This is a genomic window from Faecalibacterium sp. HTF-F, assembly GCF_023347535.1.
Lineage (GTDB): Bacteria > Bacillota > Clostridia > Oscillospirales > Ruminococcaceae > Faecalibacterium > Faecalibacterium wellingii.
Genome location: NZ_CP094473.1, coordinates 284,350 through 300,780 on the forward strand (window position 1 = coordinate 284,350; position 16,431 = coordinate 300,780).

Here is a 16,431-nt window from a genome sequence, read left to right on the forward strand (position 1 = left end):
CTTTGGACGGCGGGCTTTTTTACAGCATAATGTTTGTGATCATTGCCAGCACCAGCAGATGCACCGGGTAGAACCAGTAAAAGGCCTTTTTCAGCAGCGGACTGCACGCGCCGCGCTGTCCGTTATAGAACCAGACCAGAACAAAGGCCAGCGGCGCGGTAAGCTCGAACAAAAACAGCACTGCGCCTGCAAGGCACTGCCGCTTGCGGTCTGCGCGGGTCAGGTACAGGGTGCAGATGATGAGCACGCCGATGGCGTGGTAGTCGGTGTTGGCAGCCAGCGCCAGCGCGGCGCAGCCGCCCGCCCACACAAGCCCCTGCCAGCCGGGCAGGCCGTTTTCCTTTTCAAAGCGCTTGAGCCCTGCCATGGCCAGCACGCCCAGCGCCAGCGTCCAGTAAACGTTCTGGTGCTGCGGGGCGAACGGCGTGCGGAAGAAGGCCAGATCAAAGGGTGCCTCGCTGACAAGGCCGAACAGCAGCAATCGCTGCACATAGCGCTTGACATCGTGGGTGTGGATGAAGCCCTCCACCAGCAAAAAGCAGAACAGGGGAAAGGCCAGCCGTCCGGTGAAGCGCAGCACCATGTCCAGCCGGTACAGCGGATAGGCGGAAAGGGTGTCCTGCGAGAGGGTGCCGACGTCCAGCCCGGGCGTAAGGATACCGGCCTCGATGCAGGACGCGCCGATGTGGTCCACCAGCATGGTGATGCAGGCAATGGTTTTAAGAGCGGTGCCGCTGAAGCTGCGGCGCGGGGAAAGTGCGGTCATAAAAACACCTCGGTCAGTTTGAAAAATCGTTACAGGAATTATAACGGAGGAAAGGCGGCATTTCCTGCGTCTGCTGCGGCAAAATCTGCACAGAGCGTGCAAAAACGGGGCAAAAATGCTTGACAGAAAAGGTGCGGGATAGTACAATCAAGAAGATAATTGAACTATCGCAAACCAAAGATGAAAAAGATTCACAGAGAATCGGGCGTCTCCGAACCGGATCAGAAGGAAGGAGGCTTTGGGCATGACGCTTTTTTCCTACGAGATCTTTGATGCAGTGGCACGCCAGGGCAGCTTTAACAAGGCGGCACAGCAGCTGCATCTGACCCCCTCGGCCATCAGCCACGCCATTGCCGTAATGGAGGAGGAGCTGGGCTTTGCTCTGTTCAACCGCGGCAAGAACGGCGTTTCCATGACCAGCTACGGTGCCTCGCTGTACCCGTCCATCCGCGATGTGCTCAACAGCGACGAGGCCCTCAAGCAGAGCATCGCCCGCCTGAACGGCCTTGAAAAGGGCAAGGTGAGGCTGGGCGTGTTCAACTCGGTATGCGCATCGCTGCTGCCGGGGCTGCTGAAAAGCTTTATGACCCACTACCCGCAGATCGAGATCGAGGTCTATCAGGGCACCTACGATGATGTGAAGGAATGGCTGCGCACCGGTCAGGTGGATGTTGCGTTCCTTTCTTCCACCTGCCGGGAGGAATTCAACCTCACCGAGCTGTTCCGGGAGCCGCTGCTGTGCATCGTGCCGCAGGACTGGCCCGAACCGGAAAACGGCGTCATGACCCCTGCCCTGATGAACGGTCAGAGCTTTGTGGTGCAGTGTGACGCCACCGACGCAGAAATGCGTCAGTTCCTGAAAAAATACAAGGTCGGCACCGAGCGCCGCTGCCACGTCATCGACGACCAGTCCAATATTGCCATGGTGGAAGCCGGTCTGGGCATTTCCATCATGCCGCAGATGCTGCTGCGGGACTGCAAGGCCGCTGTGAAGATCTACCCCATCGAGCCGGAGGAATACCGTGTGGTGGGTCTGGCTGTCCAGCGCCCTGCCGCGATGGCTCCTGCCGTGGAGCAGATGTTCCACCACATCGTGGACTACTGCAAGCAGGTCGAGCTGCAGTAACGCGGGATCCCTATTACTATAGCACATTTCAGCCGGTGTTTGGTGCGCCGGCTGAATTTTTTTGCAAAATGCGCCCGGATGCAGGGGTGCGGGTGGCAAGTCTATTGTATCTGCTTGGGAAATCCGGTATACTAAACAAAAAACAACAGGAGAATGCAATGCATACTTTTTCTACCCTGCCCGCCGCCGAGGGCTTCCGGATGCCGGCGGAATATGAGCCGCACCGCGGCTGTGTGATGATCTGGCCGGTGCGGCCCGGTTCCTGGCTGTACGGCGGCCGGGACGCCCAGCCTGCCTTTGCGCAGGCCGCCCGCGCCATTGCCGAGAGCGAGACGGTGTGGATGCTGGCCGGCCCGGCAGATACCGGTGCCGTGCAGGCGGAGTTTGCCGGGGACGAGAACATCCATGTGCTGACCATCGAGACCGATGACGCATGGGCGCGGGATGTAGGCCCCACCTGCGTGGTGGACGATCACGGCACCGTGCGGGGCGTGGACTGGCAGTTCAACGCATGGGGCGGCATGGTGGACGGCCTTTACGCCCACTGGGAAAAGGACAACGCAGCCGCCCGCGCCATCTGCGCGGCACTGGGCATGGACTGCTATGATGCACAGCACTTTGTGCTGGAGGGCGGCTCCATCCACTCGGACGGCGAGGGCACCATCCTTGCCACCGAAGCCTGTCTGCTGAGCCGTGGCCGCAACCCGGAGCTGAGCCGGGCCGAGATCGAGCAGGAGCTGAAAAACTATCTCGGCGCACAGAAGATCGTCTGGCTGCCCCGGGGCATCTACAACGATGAGACCAACGAGCATGTGGACAACGTGTGTGCCTATGTGGGCCCGGCAGAGGTGGTGCTGGCGTGGACGGAGGACGAGAACGACCCGCAGTATGCCCTGAGCAGGGCAAGTCTGGATGCGCTGGAAGCAGCCACCGATGCAAAGGGCCGGCACTTCACGGTGCACAAACTGCCCATCCCGGCAAAGCCCATCTGCGTGACCGAAGAGGAACTGCAGGGCTATGCCTTTGAAGAGGGCGAGGATACCCGCGAGGCCGGGGAGCGCCTTGCAGCAAGCTATGTGAACTTTTACATCTCCAACGGCGGCATCATCCTGCCGCAGTTCGGGGACGAGAACGACGCCGAGGCAGTGCGCATTCTGGGCGGACTGTTCCCGGGCCGCAGGGTGTACCCCATCCCGGCCCGGAGCATTCTGGTGGGCGGCGGCAACATCCACTGCGTCACCCAGCAGATCCCCAGAGGCTGACAGAAACGATACGAGGAGGAAAGCAGTATGAGAAACGTAACGGTGGCCGTGGTGCAGATGCAGTGCGCCAAAGAGGTGGAGGCCAACATCGCCAAGGCAGATGCCATGGTGCGGGAGGCGGCGGCAAAGGGAGCCAAGATCATCCTGCTGCCGGAACTGTTCGAGCGGCCCTATTTCTGTCAGGAACGGCAGTATGAATATTACGCCTACGCCACCCCCACGGCACAGAATCCGGCAGTGCAGCACTTCCGGGCGGTGGCAAAGGAGCTGGGCGTAGTGCTGCCCATCAGCTTCTATGAGAAGGCGGGCACCCAGCTGTTCAACAGCATCGCAGTGCTGGACGCAGACGGCACCCTGCTGGGCGTCTACCGCAAGACCCACATCCCGGACGACCACTACTATCAGGAAAAATTCTACTTTACCCCCGGCGACACCGGCTTCAAGGTGTGGGATACCCGCTTTGGCCGCATCGGCATCGGCATCTGCTGGGATCAGTGGTTCCCGGAGACGGCCCGCAGTCTGGCCCTGATGGGGGCCGAGCTGCTGCTGTACCCCACGGCCATTGGCAGCGAACCCATTCTGGACTGCGACAGCGCCGGGCACTGGCGCCGCTGCATGCAGGGCCATGCCGGCAGCAACCTTGTGCCGGTGCTGGCGGCAAACCGCATCGGTCTGGAAACGGTGGAGCCCTGCGAGGCCAACGGCGGGCAGAAGTCTGCCCTGCGGTTCTACGGCTCCTCCTTCATTGCAGACGAGACCGGTGCACTGGTGGCAGACGGCACCCGCGATACCGAACAGGTGCTGACCGCGACCTTCGATCTGGACAAGGTGGAAGAAAACCGCATGAGCTGGGGCGTGTTCCGGGACCGCCGCCCGGAGTGGTACGGAGAGATCACCCGTCAGGGCCGGGGCGTTTGAGAAAAGACCATGAAACGAAGAGATTTCTGTAAAACGGCTGCCGCGCTGCTGGCGGCGGGAACACTGGCTCCCCACGCAGCGGCAGAGGCTCTGCTGCCGGAAGAAACACAGGCCGTGGTGGGCAGCATCGTGCCGGAAGACCGGTATCCCATGACCTTCCGCAGCGACCACAGTGAGACCGACCTGACCCATGACTTTTACTATACCGACGCCTTTTTTGAGAACACGGCGCTGAAGTATGACCATCGGCTGGCGCTGGCCACGCTGGGCCTTGTGGCGGCATGCGGCAATACCTACCGCAGCGATGACCTCTATTGGCTGGAGGGGGAAGCGGGCCGCGAAGACCACATTGCAGCGGCCTACCGGGAGCTGGGCTTTGCCAATCCGGTCTGCGTGGGCTATCAGAGCAGCCTGAATACACCGGCAGACCGGGCGGGCTGCGCCTTTGCCCAGAAAACGCTGGTGCAGCAGGGACGGCGCACCACCATCATTGCGGCGATGCTGCGCGGCGTGGGTTATGGCGCAGAGTGGGTCAGCAACCTGCATCTGGGGGAGAACAGCTGGCATTATGGCTTTGTCACGACGGCAGAGCAGTTCTTTGCAGACCTGCAGGACTATCTGGCCTGCGCAAAGGCCGCAGCCGGAGAGCTGGGCACCATCAAATTGTGGCTGGGCGGTTACAGCCGCGGCGCGGCAGTGGCAAATCTGGCCGCCGCCCGGGTGCGCAGGGAGCTGCCGCAGATCGCGCAGGAGGACACCTATGTGTACACTTTTGCAGCCCCGGCGGCACTGACAGCGGCAGACCTGCCGGAGCTGCAGGCAGACTACGACAACAACCACACTGCCAGCGGCCAGCTGAAAGCGGACTGGGACGAGAGCAACATCTTCAATCTCATTTCCAGCGGCGACGTAGTGGCCCGGGTCATGCCGGAAGAGTGGGGTTATCACCGCAACGGCAACGATCGTTTCCTGCCCGCCACGACCTATCGGAACGAGCTGGACGATCTGAACATCATCGAGAGCCGCATGGGCGGCGTGCCGCTCCGGTTCGACCAGCTGGCGACCCGGGAAGATGTGGATTCGGTGATCGCGGCGGCCCTGCGTTTCTGTAAGAGCCGCGAGAACTATCACCAGAAATACGAAGCGGCATTCATGGATATGATCCAGTGCGCCTTTACCCGTTCGGAGGAAGAGGTGGCCGACGGCGTGATCCTGGACGACGAGGCCGTGATGGCCCGTCTGCGCAGCATGCCGAACATCCGGCAGATGGACTGGAGCAGAGTGCTGCGCTGCGTAATGACGGCCTCTTCCATGAGCCGCCCCATTCTGGAGCGGGTGGGGGCCATCATCCCGCTGCAGGCACGGCAGATCGTGATCCCGGTGCTGGCCGTGGGTCTGTGCTATGAGGTGGAGACCGATGTGCTGAAGCTGCTGGTGTACTACATCGTCAGTCTGATGAGTGTGAACAGTCCGGCAGACAGCGTTCTGCGTGCGGCATTCTGCCACTACCCGGAAAACTACATCACCCTGATGGAATACTACGACCCCGCCGAGCACGGCATGGCAGGATATACCAGAAGATAAAAAGCCCCGCACACCGCCGTGCATCCCATCCAAACAGAAACCCGGAACCCTTTTTGAGCCACTGGCCCTGAAAAGGTTCCGGGTTTTGTACATGATTTTTTCAGAGAGCTATTTTGCAACAGCCTCTTTCATCGCTGCGCAAACGCGAAGTTATTGATCTTCTGAATCCAATCCAAGTTCTTTCAGCTCTTTTTCGTTTTGGATATCTTCATCGGTTTTCTTTCCGGTGATAGCACTATATGCTTCTTTGATGCCATTTTTAACTGCCCATTTGATAACGAAATACAGCGCAATCAAAATAATAATTGCGGTTCCTCCGCTTATGCCTAATTCATTCCACATGATTCAATCCTCCAAATGCAGATTTGTTGAACTGAGCCGAGTATACCATACTCTATTAAGAATGGCAAAAAGCAGGATACTGCACTCATGGTGATACCCTGCCTTTGCTTGTTCCGGTTCTCGTCCTGTACCGTCCACCACGAAAAAAGTCTCCAGACCGAATGGTCTGGCGGCATCTTTCTTGGTAGACATTCCTATGCGTTGGGAACCTTGACGGAATCTGACGGCTGGCGCCTGTACGGGTTGCGTTTGCTGATTTTTCCGCAGCCCCTTGGCAGGGCTTTGAAAAATCAGAACGCGGCCCCAGCCTCGGCTCCCTGTTTCCGCCGCAGGCGGTGGTCGCCTCCGCTGCTGTTCGAGTCCTGTACCGTCCTGCTCTGACGTGGGTTAGTGGATGACGCAACAAAAAAGCCCCTGACCAAAGTCAGAGGCTCTTGTTTTGGTGGACGGTACAGGACTCGAACCTGTGACCTCCTGCACGTCAAGCAGATGCTCTACCAGCTGAGCTAACCGTCCATATTCCGTTTTTGCTGAAATCAGCTTGTTTATGTTATCATACCTTTTGAAAAAAAGCAAGCCTTTTTTGCAAAAAATATAAAACTTTTTTGAAATTACGGTCTCAAAAAGGCCTTTTCTGCGCGGGAACGCAGATTTCGGCGCAAAGGATCGGCGGCTTTCTGTTGCTCACACTGTTTTGTTGTGATATAATAATAAAGTTATAATAGGAATAGTATCGGAAGGTATCGCAGCATGAGAGTTTTGGGCATCGACCCCGGCTACGCCATCGTGGGCTGGGGCGTGGTGGATTACGGGGGCAACCGGTTTGCGCCGGTGGATTTCGGTGCGGTGTGCACCGATGCAGGCGTGCCGTTCGAGCAGCGTCTGGATGAGGTGTACACCGGTATCAAAGAGGTGATCGATCGCACCCGGCCTGAAGTGCTGGCCATCGAAAAGCTGTTCTACCAGCACAACCAGACCACCGTGATCGGCGTGGCCGAGGCGCGCGGGGTCATTCTGCTGGCGGCGGCGCAGGCGGGCCTGCCCATCTACGAGTACACCCCCATGCAGGTCAAGCAGGCGGTCACCGGCTACGGCAAGGCCGTGAAAAAGCAGGTGCAGGAAATGACCCGCGTGCTGCTGCATCTGCCCGCTGTGCCAAAGCCGGACGATACCGCCGATGCGCTGGCAATGGCCATCACCTTCTGCCACACCAACGGCAACCAGCTCAACCGCTTTGTCCGCCGTGTGGCCGGGCCGATCTGACCCTCTCACCGGTTCCGTCCGCCTGCGGCGGCGCGGTGCCGGAGCTCTCCCGAAGGGAGAGCTGAACAGAGGAAAATTGGCCGACACAGAAACTGAGAGGGTTTCAAATGATCTACTGTCTGACAGGAAAAATCGTCAAAAAAAGCATGAATGCCGTGGTGCTCAGCTGCGGCGGTGTGGGCTACTACGCCCAGTGCCCGGCCAGCGTGGCGGGCGCACTGCCCGGCGTTGGCAGGGAAGCCACCATCTACACCGTGATGAGCGTCACCGAGAACGATGTGAGCCTCTACGGCTTTGCCACCGAGGAGCAGCAGGCCTGCTTTGAGATGCTGACCGCCGTGTCCGGCGTGGGCCCCAAGGTGGGCCTTGCCATCCTGAGCGTGATGGAGCCGGAGCGGGTGGCACTGGCGATCTCGGCGGGGGACCACAAGGCGTTCAAGGCGGCTTCCGGCGTGGGCCCCAAGCTTGCCCAGCGCATCGTGCTGGAGCTGAAGGACAAGGTCGCCAAGGGCTTTGTGGATGGCATCTCGCTGGAGGATGTGGCGGGGGCTTCTGCGCAGACGCCCGCTGCCCAGAGCAGCAGTCAGGCCATTGCGGCGCTGGTATCACTGGGCTACAGCCAGAGCGAGGCCGCACTGGCTGTAGCCAAGATCGATGCAACATTGCCCGTGGAAGAGATCATCAAGCTGGCCCTGCGCGGCATGGCAGCAGGCAGGAGGTAAACGATGCAGGACGAAACCGCGCTGTATGGCGCAAAAATGATGCAGCCCGGCATGACTGCGGCGGACAGCGAGGAAAACAACCTCCGCCCGCAGCATCTGGAAGACTACATCGGGCAGGAAAAGGTCAAGCAGAACCTGAAGATCTATCTGGAAGCCGCTAAGCGGCGGGGGGAGCCCATGGACCACATCCTGCTCTACGGCCCGCCGGGTCTGGGCAAGACCACACTGGCGGGCATCATCGCCAACGAGATGGGGGTGCAGATCCGCATCACCAGCGGCCCGGCCATTGAAAAGCCCGGCGACCTTGCCGCCCTGCTGACCAACCTGCAGGAGGGCGATGTGCTGTTTATCGATGAGATCCACCGCCTGTCCCGGCAGGTGGAAGAGGTGCTGTATCCGGCGCTGGAAGACTATGCGCTGGATATCATGATCGGCAAGGGCCCCAGCGCCCAGAGCATCCGCATCAATCTGCCCCGGTTCACGCTGGTGGGGGCCACCACCCGTGCGGGCCAGATCACCGGCCCGCTGCGGGACCGTTTCGGCGTGCTGCTCAAGCTGGAGCTGTACGGCCCGGACGAGCTGAGCCGCATCATCCAGCGCTCGGCAGGCATTCTGGATCAGCCCATCACCCCGGAGGGCGCATACGAGCTGGCCAAATGCAGCCGGGGCACCCCCCGCGTGGCCAACCGCTTTTTGAAGCGCATCCGCGACTTTGCCACCGTGCTGGGCGATGGCATCATCGATCAGGACGTGGCCCTGATGGGTCTCAAGCGGATGGACGTGGACGCGCTGGGTCTGGATGAGCTGGACCGCAGCCTGCTGCGTGCCATCATTGAAATGTACAACGGCGGCCCGGTGGGTCTGGAAACGCTGGCGGCGGCTCTGGGTGAGGAAGCCGTCACGCTGGAAGACCTGTGTGAGCCGTATCTGATGCAGATGGGCTTTCTGACCCGGACGCCGCGGGGCCGCTGTGCCACCCGGCTGGCCTACGAGCATCTGGGCCTGAAAGCGCCGGAGACCGGCGCGCCTGAAGAGAATGGGCAGCAGAGTTTGTTCTGACCCTCTCAGGCCGCTTCGCGTCCAGCTCTCCCGAAGGGAGAGCTTCATGAGCGAAAAAACAAAAGATGCCAAAAAGCTCCCCCTTTTGGGGGAGCTGGCAATGCCGCAAGGCATTGACTGAGAGGGTTCTTCTTTCTATAGAAAGTGGGGTTTTATTATGGGAAAATACTTTGGAACCGATGGCGTGCGCGGTGTAGCGGGCGCAGACCTGACCTGTGAACTGGCTATGAAGATCGGCCGCGGCGCTGCTGCGGTGCTCACCGGCAGCACCGGCCACCGTCCGCGCATCCTCATCGGCAGGGACACCCGCCAGTCCGGCGATATGCTGGAAGCAGCCCTGACAGCCGGTCTGTGCAGTGTGGGTGCGGATGTGGAGAGCCTTGGCGTTCTGCCCACGCCCGCTGTGGCCTATCTGGTGGGCAGATACAATGCAGATGCCGGTATCGTGATCTCGGCGTCCCACAACCCGATGGAGTTCAACGGCATCAAGATCTTTGCCGGTACCGGCTACAAGCTGCCGGACGAGGTGGAGAACGAGATCGAGGTCTACATCGACAACGACTGCGCGGGCATCGAACTGAAGACCGGTGCCGAGGTGGGCCGTGTTTACCGCCGCGACGACGGCCTGCAGGACTATGTGGATCACCTGTATGAGTCCATCCACGGCGACCTGACCGGCCTGAACGTCTGCATCGACTGTGCAAACGGTGCTTCTGCCGCTGTGGCGCAGAAGCTGTTCCCCCGTCTGGGCGCAAAGTGCACCTTTATCGGTATTGCACCGGACGGTGAGAACATCAACAAGGGTGTGGGCAGCACCCATCTGGAAAATCTGGAAAAGGCCGTGGTGGAAGGCGGCTTTGACTGCGGCATTGCATTTGACGGCGACGCCGACCGCTGCCTTGGCTGCGACGAAAAGGGTCAGGAGATGGACGGCGACAAGATCATTGCCCTGCTGGCGATGACCATGAAGGAAAAAGGCCGTCTGGACGGTGACACCGCTGTGGTCACGGTCATGTCCAATCTGGGCTTCATCAAGTACATGGAGGCACAGGGCATCAACACCGAAAAGACCGCCGTGGGCGACCGCTATGTGCTGGAAAACATGCGCGAGAACGGGTTTGCCATCGGCGGCGAGCAGAGCGGCCATGTGATCCTGCTGCACCATGCCACCACCGGTGACGGTGAGCTGACCGCCGGCAAGCTGCTCAAGCTGCTGGCGGAGAGCGGCAAAAAGATGAGCGAACTGAACGGGATCTATGCCCAGTACCCGCAGGTGCTGGTGAATGTGACCGCCAACGCCGCCCAGAAAAAAGCCTATAAAGAGGACGAAGTGCTGGCCGGTTTCATTGAGAACGAGCAGCAGAAGCTCATGGGCATGGGCCGCGTGCTGGTGCGGGTGTCCGGCACCGAGCCGAAGATCCGCGTGATGGTGGAGGGCCAGGATCTGGACGCCATCCACCGCTGCGCCGACCGCATCGTGGATAAGATCAACAAACGCATTCTGGGACAGTAAAAGAAGGGAGGACGCCATGCGCCCTGCAGATACCTGGAAAGATTACGAACTGCTGGATGCCACCGACGGCAACCGTCTGGAGCGCTGGGGTGAGACCATCCTCATCCGCCCGGACCCGCAGGTGGTGTGGAAAACGCCCAAGCAGAGCCCCCTGTGGGCAAAGGCGGATGCGGTGTACCACCGCTCCAATCAGGGCGGCGGCGAGTGGGAGTACAAGCGCCGTCTGCCCGAAAAGTGGAAGATCAGCTGCGGCGAGGGCGAGGATAAGCTCACCCTCATCGTCAGCCCCACCGGCTTCAAGCACACCGGCGTGTTCCCGGAGCAGGCCGTCAACTGGGCATGGTACGCCAAAAAGATCCGTGCCGCAGGCCGCCCGGTAAAGGTGCTGAACCTGTTCGGCTACACCGGCGGTGCCACGCTGGCCTGTGCGGCGGCAGGTGCCACCGTCTGCCATGTGGATGCCTCCAAGGGCATTGTGGCGTGGGGCAAGGACAATGCCGCGGCAAGCGGCCTTGCCGACCGGCCCATCCGCTGGCTGGTGGACGACTGTGCCAAGTTCGTTGCCCGCGAAAAGCGCCGCGGCAACACCTACGACGGCATCATCATGGACCCGCCCAGTTACGGGCGCGGCCCTGGCGGTGAGATCTGGAAGCTGGAGGACTGCATCTACGATCTCATTAGCCAGTGCGAAGAGGTGCTGAGCGATACGCCGTTGTTTTTTGCAGTGAACAGCTACACCACCGGCCTGTCCCCGGCGGTCATGGAATATATGCTCAAGACCACGCTGGTGCCCCGCTTTGGCGGGCAGACCTCCTGCGATGAGATCGGCCTGCCGGTCTCTGCCACCGGCGGCGTGGTGCCCTGCGGCGCAACCGCCATCTGGGAAGAATAAGGAAAGAACCCTCTCAGTCGCCTTGCGGCGTCAGCCGTGACTGAGAGGGTTATACGATTCAAGAATGGGGTACAGCCCCTTTCAGAGGGGCGCACCACCAGAAAGAGAAACACAAATGGAAGAGACGATTTTAACAGCACAAAATCTGAAATTCCGCTACGACAGCGACCAGCCGGTTTACGCACTGGACGGTGTCTCAACGGAAGTAAAGCGCGGCGAATTTGTGGCCGTGCTGGGTGCCAACGGCTGCGGCAAGTCCACTCTGGCAAAGCACTTCAACGCCATCCTGCTGCCGGAGAGCGGCAAGGTCTACGTGGAAGGCATGGACACCGCAGACGATGACAAGATCTATGATATCCGCCAGACCGTGGGTATGGTGTTCCAGAACCCGGACAACCAGATCGTTGCCACCGTGGTGGAGGAAGACGTTGCCTTTGCACTGGAAAATCTTGGCGTGCCGCCGGAGGAGATGCGCCGCCGCGTGGACGACTCCATGAAGATGGCCGGCATCTATGAATACCGCGAGCGTGCGCCCCACAACCTTTCCGGCGGCCAGAAGCAGCGCGTCGCCATTGCGGGCGTGGTTGCCATGCGGCCGGACTGCCTGATATTAGACGAAGCCACCGCCATGCTGGACCCCCGGGGCCGTGAGCAGGTGATGCAGACCATCCACTACCTGAACAGGAATATGGGCATCACCGTGGTGTCCATCACCCACTACATGGAGGAAGCTGCGCAGGCAGACCGTGTGCTGGTGATGAGCAAGGGCCATGTGGTGATGGAGGGCACCCCCAAAGAGGTGTTCAGCCAGACCGAGAAGGTGCGCTCCCTGCATCTGGACGTGCCGCAGGCCGCAGAGCTGCGGGACGAGCTGGTGAAGGCCGGCATCCCGATGCCGGAGGGCATCATCAACACCGGCGAATGCGCACAGGCTCTGTACGAGCTTTTGCAGTAAGGGAGGCAGACGCAAATGGCAGATATCATCAAAGTAGAACATCTGAGCTACGTCTACAACCCCGGCATGCCCAACGCGGTCACTGCGCTGGACGATGTGAGCTTTACGGTGGAAGAGGGCGACTTTGTGGGCATCATCGGGGCCACCGGCTCCGGCAAGAGCACCCTCATCACCCACATGAACGGCCTGAACAAGCCTACCAGCGGCAAAATCTATATCGATGGGCGCGATCTGTGGGCCGACCCGGAGAAGATCCGGGATTTCCGCTTCCTCACCGGTCTGGTGTTCCAGTATCCGGAATACCAGCTGTTCGAGGAGACCTGCTATAAGGACATCGCCTTTGGCCCCAAGAACATGGGTCTGGACGAAGCCGAGATCGACCGCCGCGTGCATGAAGCCGCCGATTTCGTTGGTCTTGACCCGGCCCTGCTGGAACGCAGCCCCTTTGAGCTGTCCGGCGGTCAGAAGCGCCGGGTTGCCGTGGCGGGCGTCATGGCTATGAAGCCCCGCATCCTTGTGCTGGACGAGCCTGCTGCGGGCCTTGACCCGGAGGGACGGGACGACATCCTCAGCGAAGTAAAGGAATACCACAAAAAGACCGGCACCACTGTGCTGCTGGTGTCCCACAGCATGGAGGACATTGCCAAGTATGCCAACCGTGTTCTCGTGATGAGCAATAAGAAAATTGCCATGTACGACACGGTGGAAAAAGTCTTTGCCCGCGCTCCGGAGCTGCTGGAGCTGGGCCTTTCCGTGCCGCAGGTGACGAAAATTTTCCTCAAGCTGCGGGAGATGGGGGTGGATGTGCCCGCCGATGTGTACACCATCCCCTATGCGGTCAAGATGATCCTGGAGGCGAAGCGCCGCCGGGATGCAGGCGAGAGCCTTGTGCTCCCGCGGGAAGCAAAGCAGAAAGGAGGTGCTGACGGATGCTGAGAGATATCACCATTGGCCAGCACTTTCCGGGCAACAGTCTGGTGCACCGGTTCGACCCGCGCCTGAAGCTGGTGCTGACCATCGCTTATATCGTGCTGCTGTTTGCAGCCTCCAATCCGCTGGGCCTTACCCTTTCCATCCTGTTTCTGGCAGTGATGTACCGGGTGGCAAAGATCCCCGGCAAAATGATCCTGAAGAGCCTGAAGCCCATCCTGCCCATCGTGGTGTTCACGGCGGTGCTCAACCTGTTCTTTGTGTCGGGCGAGGGCGAACCGCTGGTGCATATCGGGTTTTTGACCATTTATGCCGAGGGCGTGCGCTATGCGGTGCTGATGGCGGTGCGCGTCATGGCGCTCATCGCGGGCACCAGCCTGCTCACCTACACCACCAGCCCCATCGTGCTCACGGACGCCATTGAGCAGCTGCTCAAGCCGCTGGGCAAACTGCACTTCCCGGTGCATGAGCTGGCCATGATGATGAGCATTGCCCTGCGCTTCATCCCCACCCTCATTGAGGAGACGGATAAGATCATGAACGCCCAGAAGGCCCGTGGTGCCCAGCTGGACACCGGCAAAATGACCGACCGGGTCAAGGCGCTGGTGCCGGTGCTCATTCCGCTGTTCATTTCGGCCTTCCGCCGTGCGGACGAGCTGGCCATGGCTATGGAATGCCGCTGCTACCGGGGCGGCGATGGCCGCACCCGCCTGAAGGTGCTGCGCTGCGAAAAGCAGGATTATATCGATCTGGCCGTGTGCATCGCCTGCTTTGCAGTGATCCTTGCCTCCCGGCTGGTGTTCCCGAATTTTTAAAAGGAGAACCCTCTCAGTCAAGGCCTGATGGCCTTGACAGCTCCCCCGAAAGGGGGAGCTTTTGCCCGGTGGACGTAAGGTCTGTTCTTTTCAACAGAAGTAGATATTTCCCCTTATAGCGCATAAAGCTCCCCCTGAGAGGAAAGACTTCCCCCGCTCCGGGGGAAGATGTCACCGTAGGTGACAAAAGGGGGAATCTGGCGCACAAGCGCCTGAGAGGGTTTTAGACTATGAATTTTTTACTTACTCTTGCCTACGACGGCACGAACTACTGCGGCTTTCAGGTGCAGCCCAACGGGCGCAGCGTGGCCGCTGCGTTTCAGGACGCGCTGGAAGCGGTGCTGGGCTCCCGGCCCGACATCAAGGGCTGCAGCCGCACCGATGCGGGGGTGCATGCGCTGGGCTTCCGGCTGAACTTCCACGCCGATACCCGCATCCCGGCAGCAAAGCTGCCGCTGGCGCTGAACCAGCATCTGCCGCCGGACATCCGGGTGCTGGATGCGCAGCCGGTGCCGGAGGACTTCCACGCCCGGTACGCCGCCCACACCAAGACCTATCTCTACCGCATCCACAACCACCCCATCGATTCGCCTTTTGATGCGGCCTATTACACCCGGGTGCCCCGGCATCTGGACGAATCCAGAATGCAGGCGGCGGCGCAGCAGTTCGTGGGCAGGCACGATTTTCTGGCCCTGTGCGCGGCGGGCTCTTCCGCTGCAGCCCATGGCGACACGGTGCGCACCATCACGGACTGTCACGTTACCCGCAAGGGGGACGAGATCGACATTGAAGTGACCGCCGACGGCTACCTGTACAACATGGTGCGCATTCTGGCGGGCACTTTGTGTGAAGCGGGTGCAGGCCGGCTGGACCCGGCGGAGATCCCCGCCATTCTGGCAAGCCGCGACCGCAGCCGCGCCGGGCCGACCCTGCCAGCCAAAGGCCTGTTTTTAAAATGTGTGGAGTATGATCTGTAAGGAGAACCATCCATGAGCAAAATTCGCCGCGGCGACCATTCCAGCGAAGGGGAGCCGCTTTCTGCCGGGCGCGTCGAATATCTGGAAGCCGCCCGGGCCCGGGTGCGCACACGGCGCATCCGCCGCACCGTCATCATCGTAGCGGTGCTGACCATCCTTGTCCTGTTTGCCACCGGCGCGGTGGGTTCCTCCATCGCACGGGCAAAGGATCTGGTGGATACGGCTGTTATCGCGCTGGCCCCGGCGCCCGGCTGGCCGCAGCAGACCGGCATCACCGACCCGGACACGGTGCAGCAGCTTTCCGGTGCCTTTGTGGAGATGGGCGGGGACAGCTGTGCTGTTTACAGCATGAACGGCACCCGGCTCAACAGCATCCAGAGCGGCTACGCCCGCCCGGCCATTGCGGCCGGCAAGACCCGCTTTGTGCTGTACAACCGCTCCGGCAGTGAGCTGCGGGTGGAAAGCCGCACCCAGAACCTTTATACCAAGACCATGGACAGCACCATCTACCTGTGCGCCGTGGCAGACGCCGGGCAGGTGGCTGTTGTGACCGACAATGCCGACAGCGCGGCAGCGCTGACCGTTTACAATTCCAGCATGCAGCAGCAGCTGGTCTGGAACCTGACCAGCGAGCAGGGCATACCCCTGCGCATGGCGTTTTCGCCGGACAGCCGCCGCCTTGCCGCAGCCGCTGTGACGGCAGTGGGCGGGCAGCTGACCACCAACCTGTATGCGCTGCCCCTTGCACAGGGCGATCCGGTGTTGCTGAGCACCGAGAACAGTGTGCCCCAGTGGATGGGCTGGCTGTCCAACGGCTTTCTGCTGGTGATCTACGAGAACCGCGCCGTGCTGTACAACACCACCGGCGGCAGCATCGGCGAGCGTGCCAGCTATGATTTTGGCGGCAGCACCCTCGTCAGCGTGTCTGCCGAAAACAATGGTGTGGCCCTGCTGCTGAGCAATGGCCAGACCAGCACGGCGGTGCTGCTGGACGGGGAGCTGACCGTGGGTTACAGCGGCAGCGTGCTCTCGGCCAGCCAGATCATCCGGGCAAAGAACGACGGCTTCTACCTGCTCACCGACAGCACGGTGGAACGCTTCAACAATGTGGGCGAGTTCCAGTGGAGCCAGCCGCTTTCGGCCCGGCCCCGGGCACTGGTCGAGGGCAGGCAGATCTTGGTGTTCACCGGCAACACGGTGCAGGTGCTCACGCCGCCGGAGCAGGCAGCTTCCAGCGGACAGTGACTTTTTCAGGTGGGAAATCATGCGGAAATAGCACTCTTGCGGGGAAAGTGATAAAAATAACA

At 60.7% G+C, this 16,431-nt stretch carries 16 protein-coding genes and 1 tRNA gene; 14 read left to right on the top strand and 3 right to left on the bottom strand.

The window, feature by feature from the left end; translation table 11 throughout:
• Positions 1–19: 19 nt before the first annotated feature.
• Positions 20–766, bottom strand: coding sequence for a TraX family protein (locus MTP37_RS01360; protein WP_249237873.1), 747 nt, complete (start codon positions 764–766; stop codon positions 20–22).
• A 244-nt stretch (positions 767–1,010) separates the two neighbouring features.
• Here MTP37_RS01360 and MTP37_RS01365 point away from each other — a divergent pair, with 244 nt between their 5' ends.
• The 4 genes from MTP37_RS01365 to MTP37_RS01380 all read left to right on the top strand — a co-directional run bounded on the left by MTP37_RS01365 (position 1,011) and on the right by MTP37_RS01380 (position 5,656).
• Entirely contained in the window at positions 1,011–1,892 is an 882-nt protein-coding gene (locus tag MTP37_RS01365) for a LysR family transcriptional regulator (protein WP_249237874.1), read from the top strand.
• A gap of 158 nt (positions 1,893–2,050) precedes the next feature.
• Complete coding sequence (aguA, locus tag MTP37_RS01370; RefSeq protein ID WP_249237875.1) at positions 2,051–3,154, top strand: agmatine deiminase; 1,104 nt, start codon at positions 2,051–2,053, stop codon at positions 3,152–3,154.
• Between the two features lie 27 nt (positions 3,155–3,181).
• Entirely contained in the window at positions 3,182–4,072 is an 891-nt protein-coding gene (gene aguB, locus MTP37_RS01375) for an N-carbamoylputrescine amidase (protein ID WP_249237876.1), read from the top strand.
• A 9-nt stretch (positions 4,073–4,081) separates the two neighbouring features.
• Positions 4,082–5,656, top strand: coding sequence for a lipase family protein (locus MTP37_RS01380; protein ID WP_249237877.1), 1,575 nt, complete (start codon positions 4,082–4,084; stop codon positions 5,654–5,656).
• A 150-nt stretch (positions 5,657–5,806) separates the two neighbouring features.
• Here MTP37_RS01380 and MTP37_RS01385 read toward each other — a convergent pair whose 3' ends face one another.
• Both MTP37_RS01385 and MTP37_RS01390 read right to left on the bottom strand, forming a co-directional pair.
• Positions 5,807–5,998, bottom strand: coding sequence for a DUF6019 family protein (locus MTP37_RS01385; RefSeq protein WP_154260588.1), 192 nt, complete (start codon positions 5,996–5,998; stop codon positions 5,807–5,809).
• A 440-nt stretch (positions 5,999–6,438) separates the two neighbouring features.
• Positions 6,439–6,514: transfer RNA gene (locus tag MTP37_RS01390), tRNA-Val, on the bottom strand.
• 234 nt (positions 6,515–6,748) lie between these two features.
• Here MTP37_RS01390 and ruvC point away from each other — a divergent pair.
• From ruvC to MTP37_RS01440, 10 genes are all read left to right on the top strand, one after another.
• Positions 6,749–7,261 (top strand): crossover junction endodeoxyribonuclease RuvC, encoded by a 513-nt coding sequence (gene ruvC / locus MTP37_RS01395; protein ID WP_249237878.1) that lies wholly within the window; start codon positions 6,749–6,751, stop codon positions 7,259–7,261.
• A 107-nt stretch (positions 7,262–7,368) separates the two neighbouring features.
• A complete protein-coding gene (gene ruvA, locus MTP37_RS01400) occupies positions 7,369–7,983 on the top strand; it encodes a Holliday junction branch migration protein RuvA (protein WP_249237879.1) in 615 nt (204 codons plus the stop codon).
• Between the two features lie 3 nt (positions 7,984–7,986).
• Positions 7,987–9,042, top strand: a complete 1,056-nt coding sequence (ruvB, locus tag MTP37_RS01405) for a Holliday junction branch migration DNA helicase RuvB (protein WP_249237880.1) — start codon at positions 7,987–7,989, stop codon at positions 9,040–9,042.
• 157 nt (positions 9,043–9,199) lie between these two features.
• Positions 9,200–10,555 carry a phosphoglucosamine mutase gene (gene glmM / locus MTP37_RS01410; protein ID WP_249237881.1) on the top strand — a complete coding sequence of 452 codons (1,356 nt, stop codon included), beginning with the start codon at positions 9,200–9,202 and terminating at the stop codon, positions 10,553–10,555.
• 16 nt (positions 10,556–10,571) lie between these two features.
• On the top strand, positions 10,572–11,447 hold the full coding sequence (locus MTP37_RS01415; RefSeq protein WP_097781215.1) for a class I SAM-dependent methyltransferase: 876 nt from the start codon (positions 10,572–10,574) through the stop codon (positions 11,445–11,447).
• 115 nt (positions 11,448–11,562) lie between these two features.
• The gene (locus MTP37_RS01420; protein ID WP_249237882.1) at positions 11,563–12,402 is read left to right on the top strand and encodes an energy-coupling factor transporter ATPase; all 840 of its coding nucleotides are present in this window, start codon (positions 11,563–11,565) and stop codon (positions 12,400–12,402) included.
• A 15-nt stretch (positions 12,403–12,417) separates the two neighbouring features.
• Positions 12,418–13,338: an energy-coupling factor transporter ATPase gene (locus MTP37_RS01425; protein WP_249237883.1), complete on the top strand. Its 921-nt coding sequence runs from the start codon at positions 12,418–12,420 to the stop codon at positions 13,336–13,338.
• Positions 13,332–14,147, top strand: coding sequence for an energy-coupling factor transporter transmembrane component T family protein (locus MTP37_RS01430; protein WP_249237884.1), 816 nt, complete (start codon positions 13,332–13,334; stop codon positions 14,145–14,147). Before MTP37_RS01425 ends, MTP37_RS01430 begins: the two co-directional genes overlap by 7 nt.
• A gap of 230 nt (positions 14,148–14,377) precedes the next feature.
• On the top strand, positions 14,378–15,124 hold the full coding sequence (gene truA / locus MTP37_RS01435; protein ID WP_249237885.1) for a tRNA pseudouridine(38-40) synthase TruA: 747 nt from the start codon (positions 14,378–14,380) through the stop codon (positions 15,122–15,124).
• A 12-nt stretch (positions 15,125–15,136) separates the two neighbouring features.
• Positions 15,137–16,369 (top strand): DUF5711 family protein, encoded by a 1,233-nt coding sequence (locus MTP37_RS01440; RefSeq protein ID WP_249237886.1) that lies wholly within the window; start codon positions 15,137–15,139, stop codon positions 16,367–16,369.
• Positions 16,370–16,431 lie beyond the last annotated feature (62 nt).

Coding starts and splice junctions, on each gene's coding strand:
- MTP37_RS01360 (WP_249237873.1), bottom strand. CDS start 766: ATGACCGCACTTTCCCCGCGCCGCAGCTTCAGCGGCACCGCTCTTAAA.
- MTP37_RS01365 (WP_249237874.1), top strand. CDS start 1,011: ATGACGCTTTTTTCCTACGAGATCTTTGATGCAGTGGCACGCCAGGGC.
- aguA (WP_249237875.1), top strand. CDS start 2,051: ATGCATACTTTTTCTACCCTGCCCGCCGCCGAGGGCTTCCGGATGCCG.
- aguB (WP_249237876.1), top strand. CDS start 3,182: ATGAGAAACGTAACGGTGGCCGTGGTGCAGATGCAGTGCGCCAAAGAG.
- MTP37_RS01380 (WP_249237877.1), top strand. CDS start 4,082: ATGAAACGAAGAGATTTCTGTAAAACGGCTGCCGCGCTGCTGGCGGCG.
- MTP37_RS01385 (WP_154260588.1), bottom strand. CDS start 5,998: ATGTGGAATGAATTAGGCATAAGCGGAGGAACCGCAATTATTATTTTG.
- ruvC (WP_249237878.1), top strand. CDS start 6,749: ATGAGAGTTTTGGGCATCGACCCCGGCTACGCCATCGTGGGCTGGGGC.
- ruvA (WP_249237879.1), top strand. CDS start 7,369: ATGATCTACTGTCTGACAGGAAAAATCGTCAAAAAAAGCATGAATGCC.
- ruvB (WP_249237880.1), top strand. CDS start 7,987: ATGCAGGACGAAACCGCGCTGTATGGCGCAAAAATGATGCAGCCCGGC.
- glmM (WP_249237881.1), top strand. CDS start 9,200: ATGGGAAAATACTTTGGAACCGATGGCGTGCGCGGTGTAGCGGGCGCA.
- MTP37_RS01415 (WP_097781215.1), top strand. CDS start 10,572: ATGCGCCCTGCAGATACCTGGAAAGATTACGAACTGCTGGATGCCACC.
- MTP37_RS01420 (WP_249237882.1), top strand. CDS start 11,563: ATGGAAGAGACGATTTTAACAGCACAAAATCTGAAATTCCGCTACGAC.
- MTP37_RS01425 (WP_249237883.1), top strand. CDS start 12,418: ATGGCAGATATCATCAAAGTAGAACATCTGAGCTACGTCTACAACCCC.
- MTP37_RS01430 (WP_249237884.1), top strand. CDS start 13,332: ATGCTGAGAGATATCACCATTGGCCAGCACTTTCCGGGCAACAGTCTG.
- truA (WP_249237885.1), top strand. CDS start 14,378: ATGAATTTTTTACTTACTCTTGCCTACGACGGCACGAACTACTGCGGC.
- MTP37_RS01440 (WP_249237886.1), top strand. CDS start 15,137: ATGAGCAAAATTCGCCGCGGCGACCATTCCAGCGAAGGGGAGCCGCTT.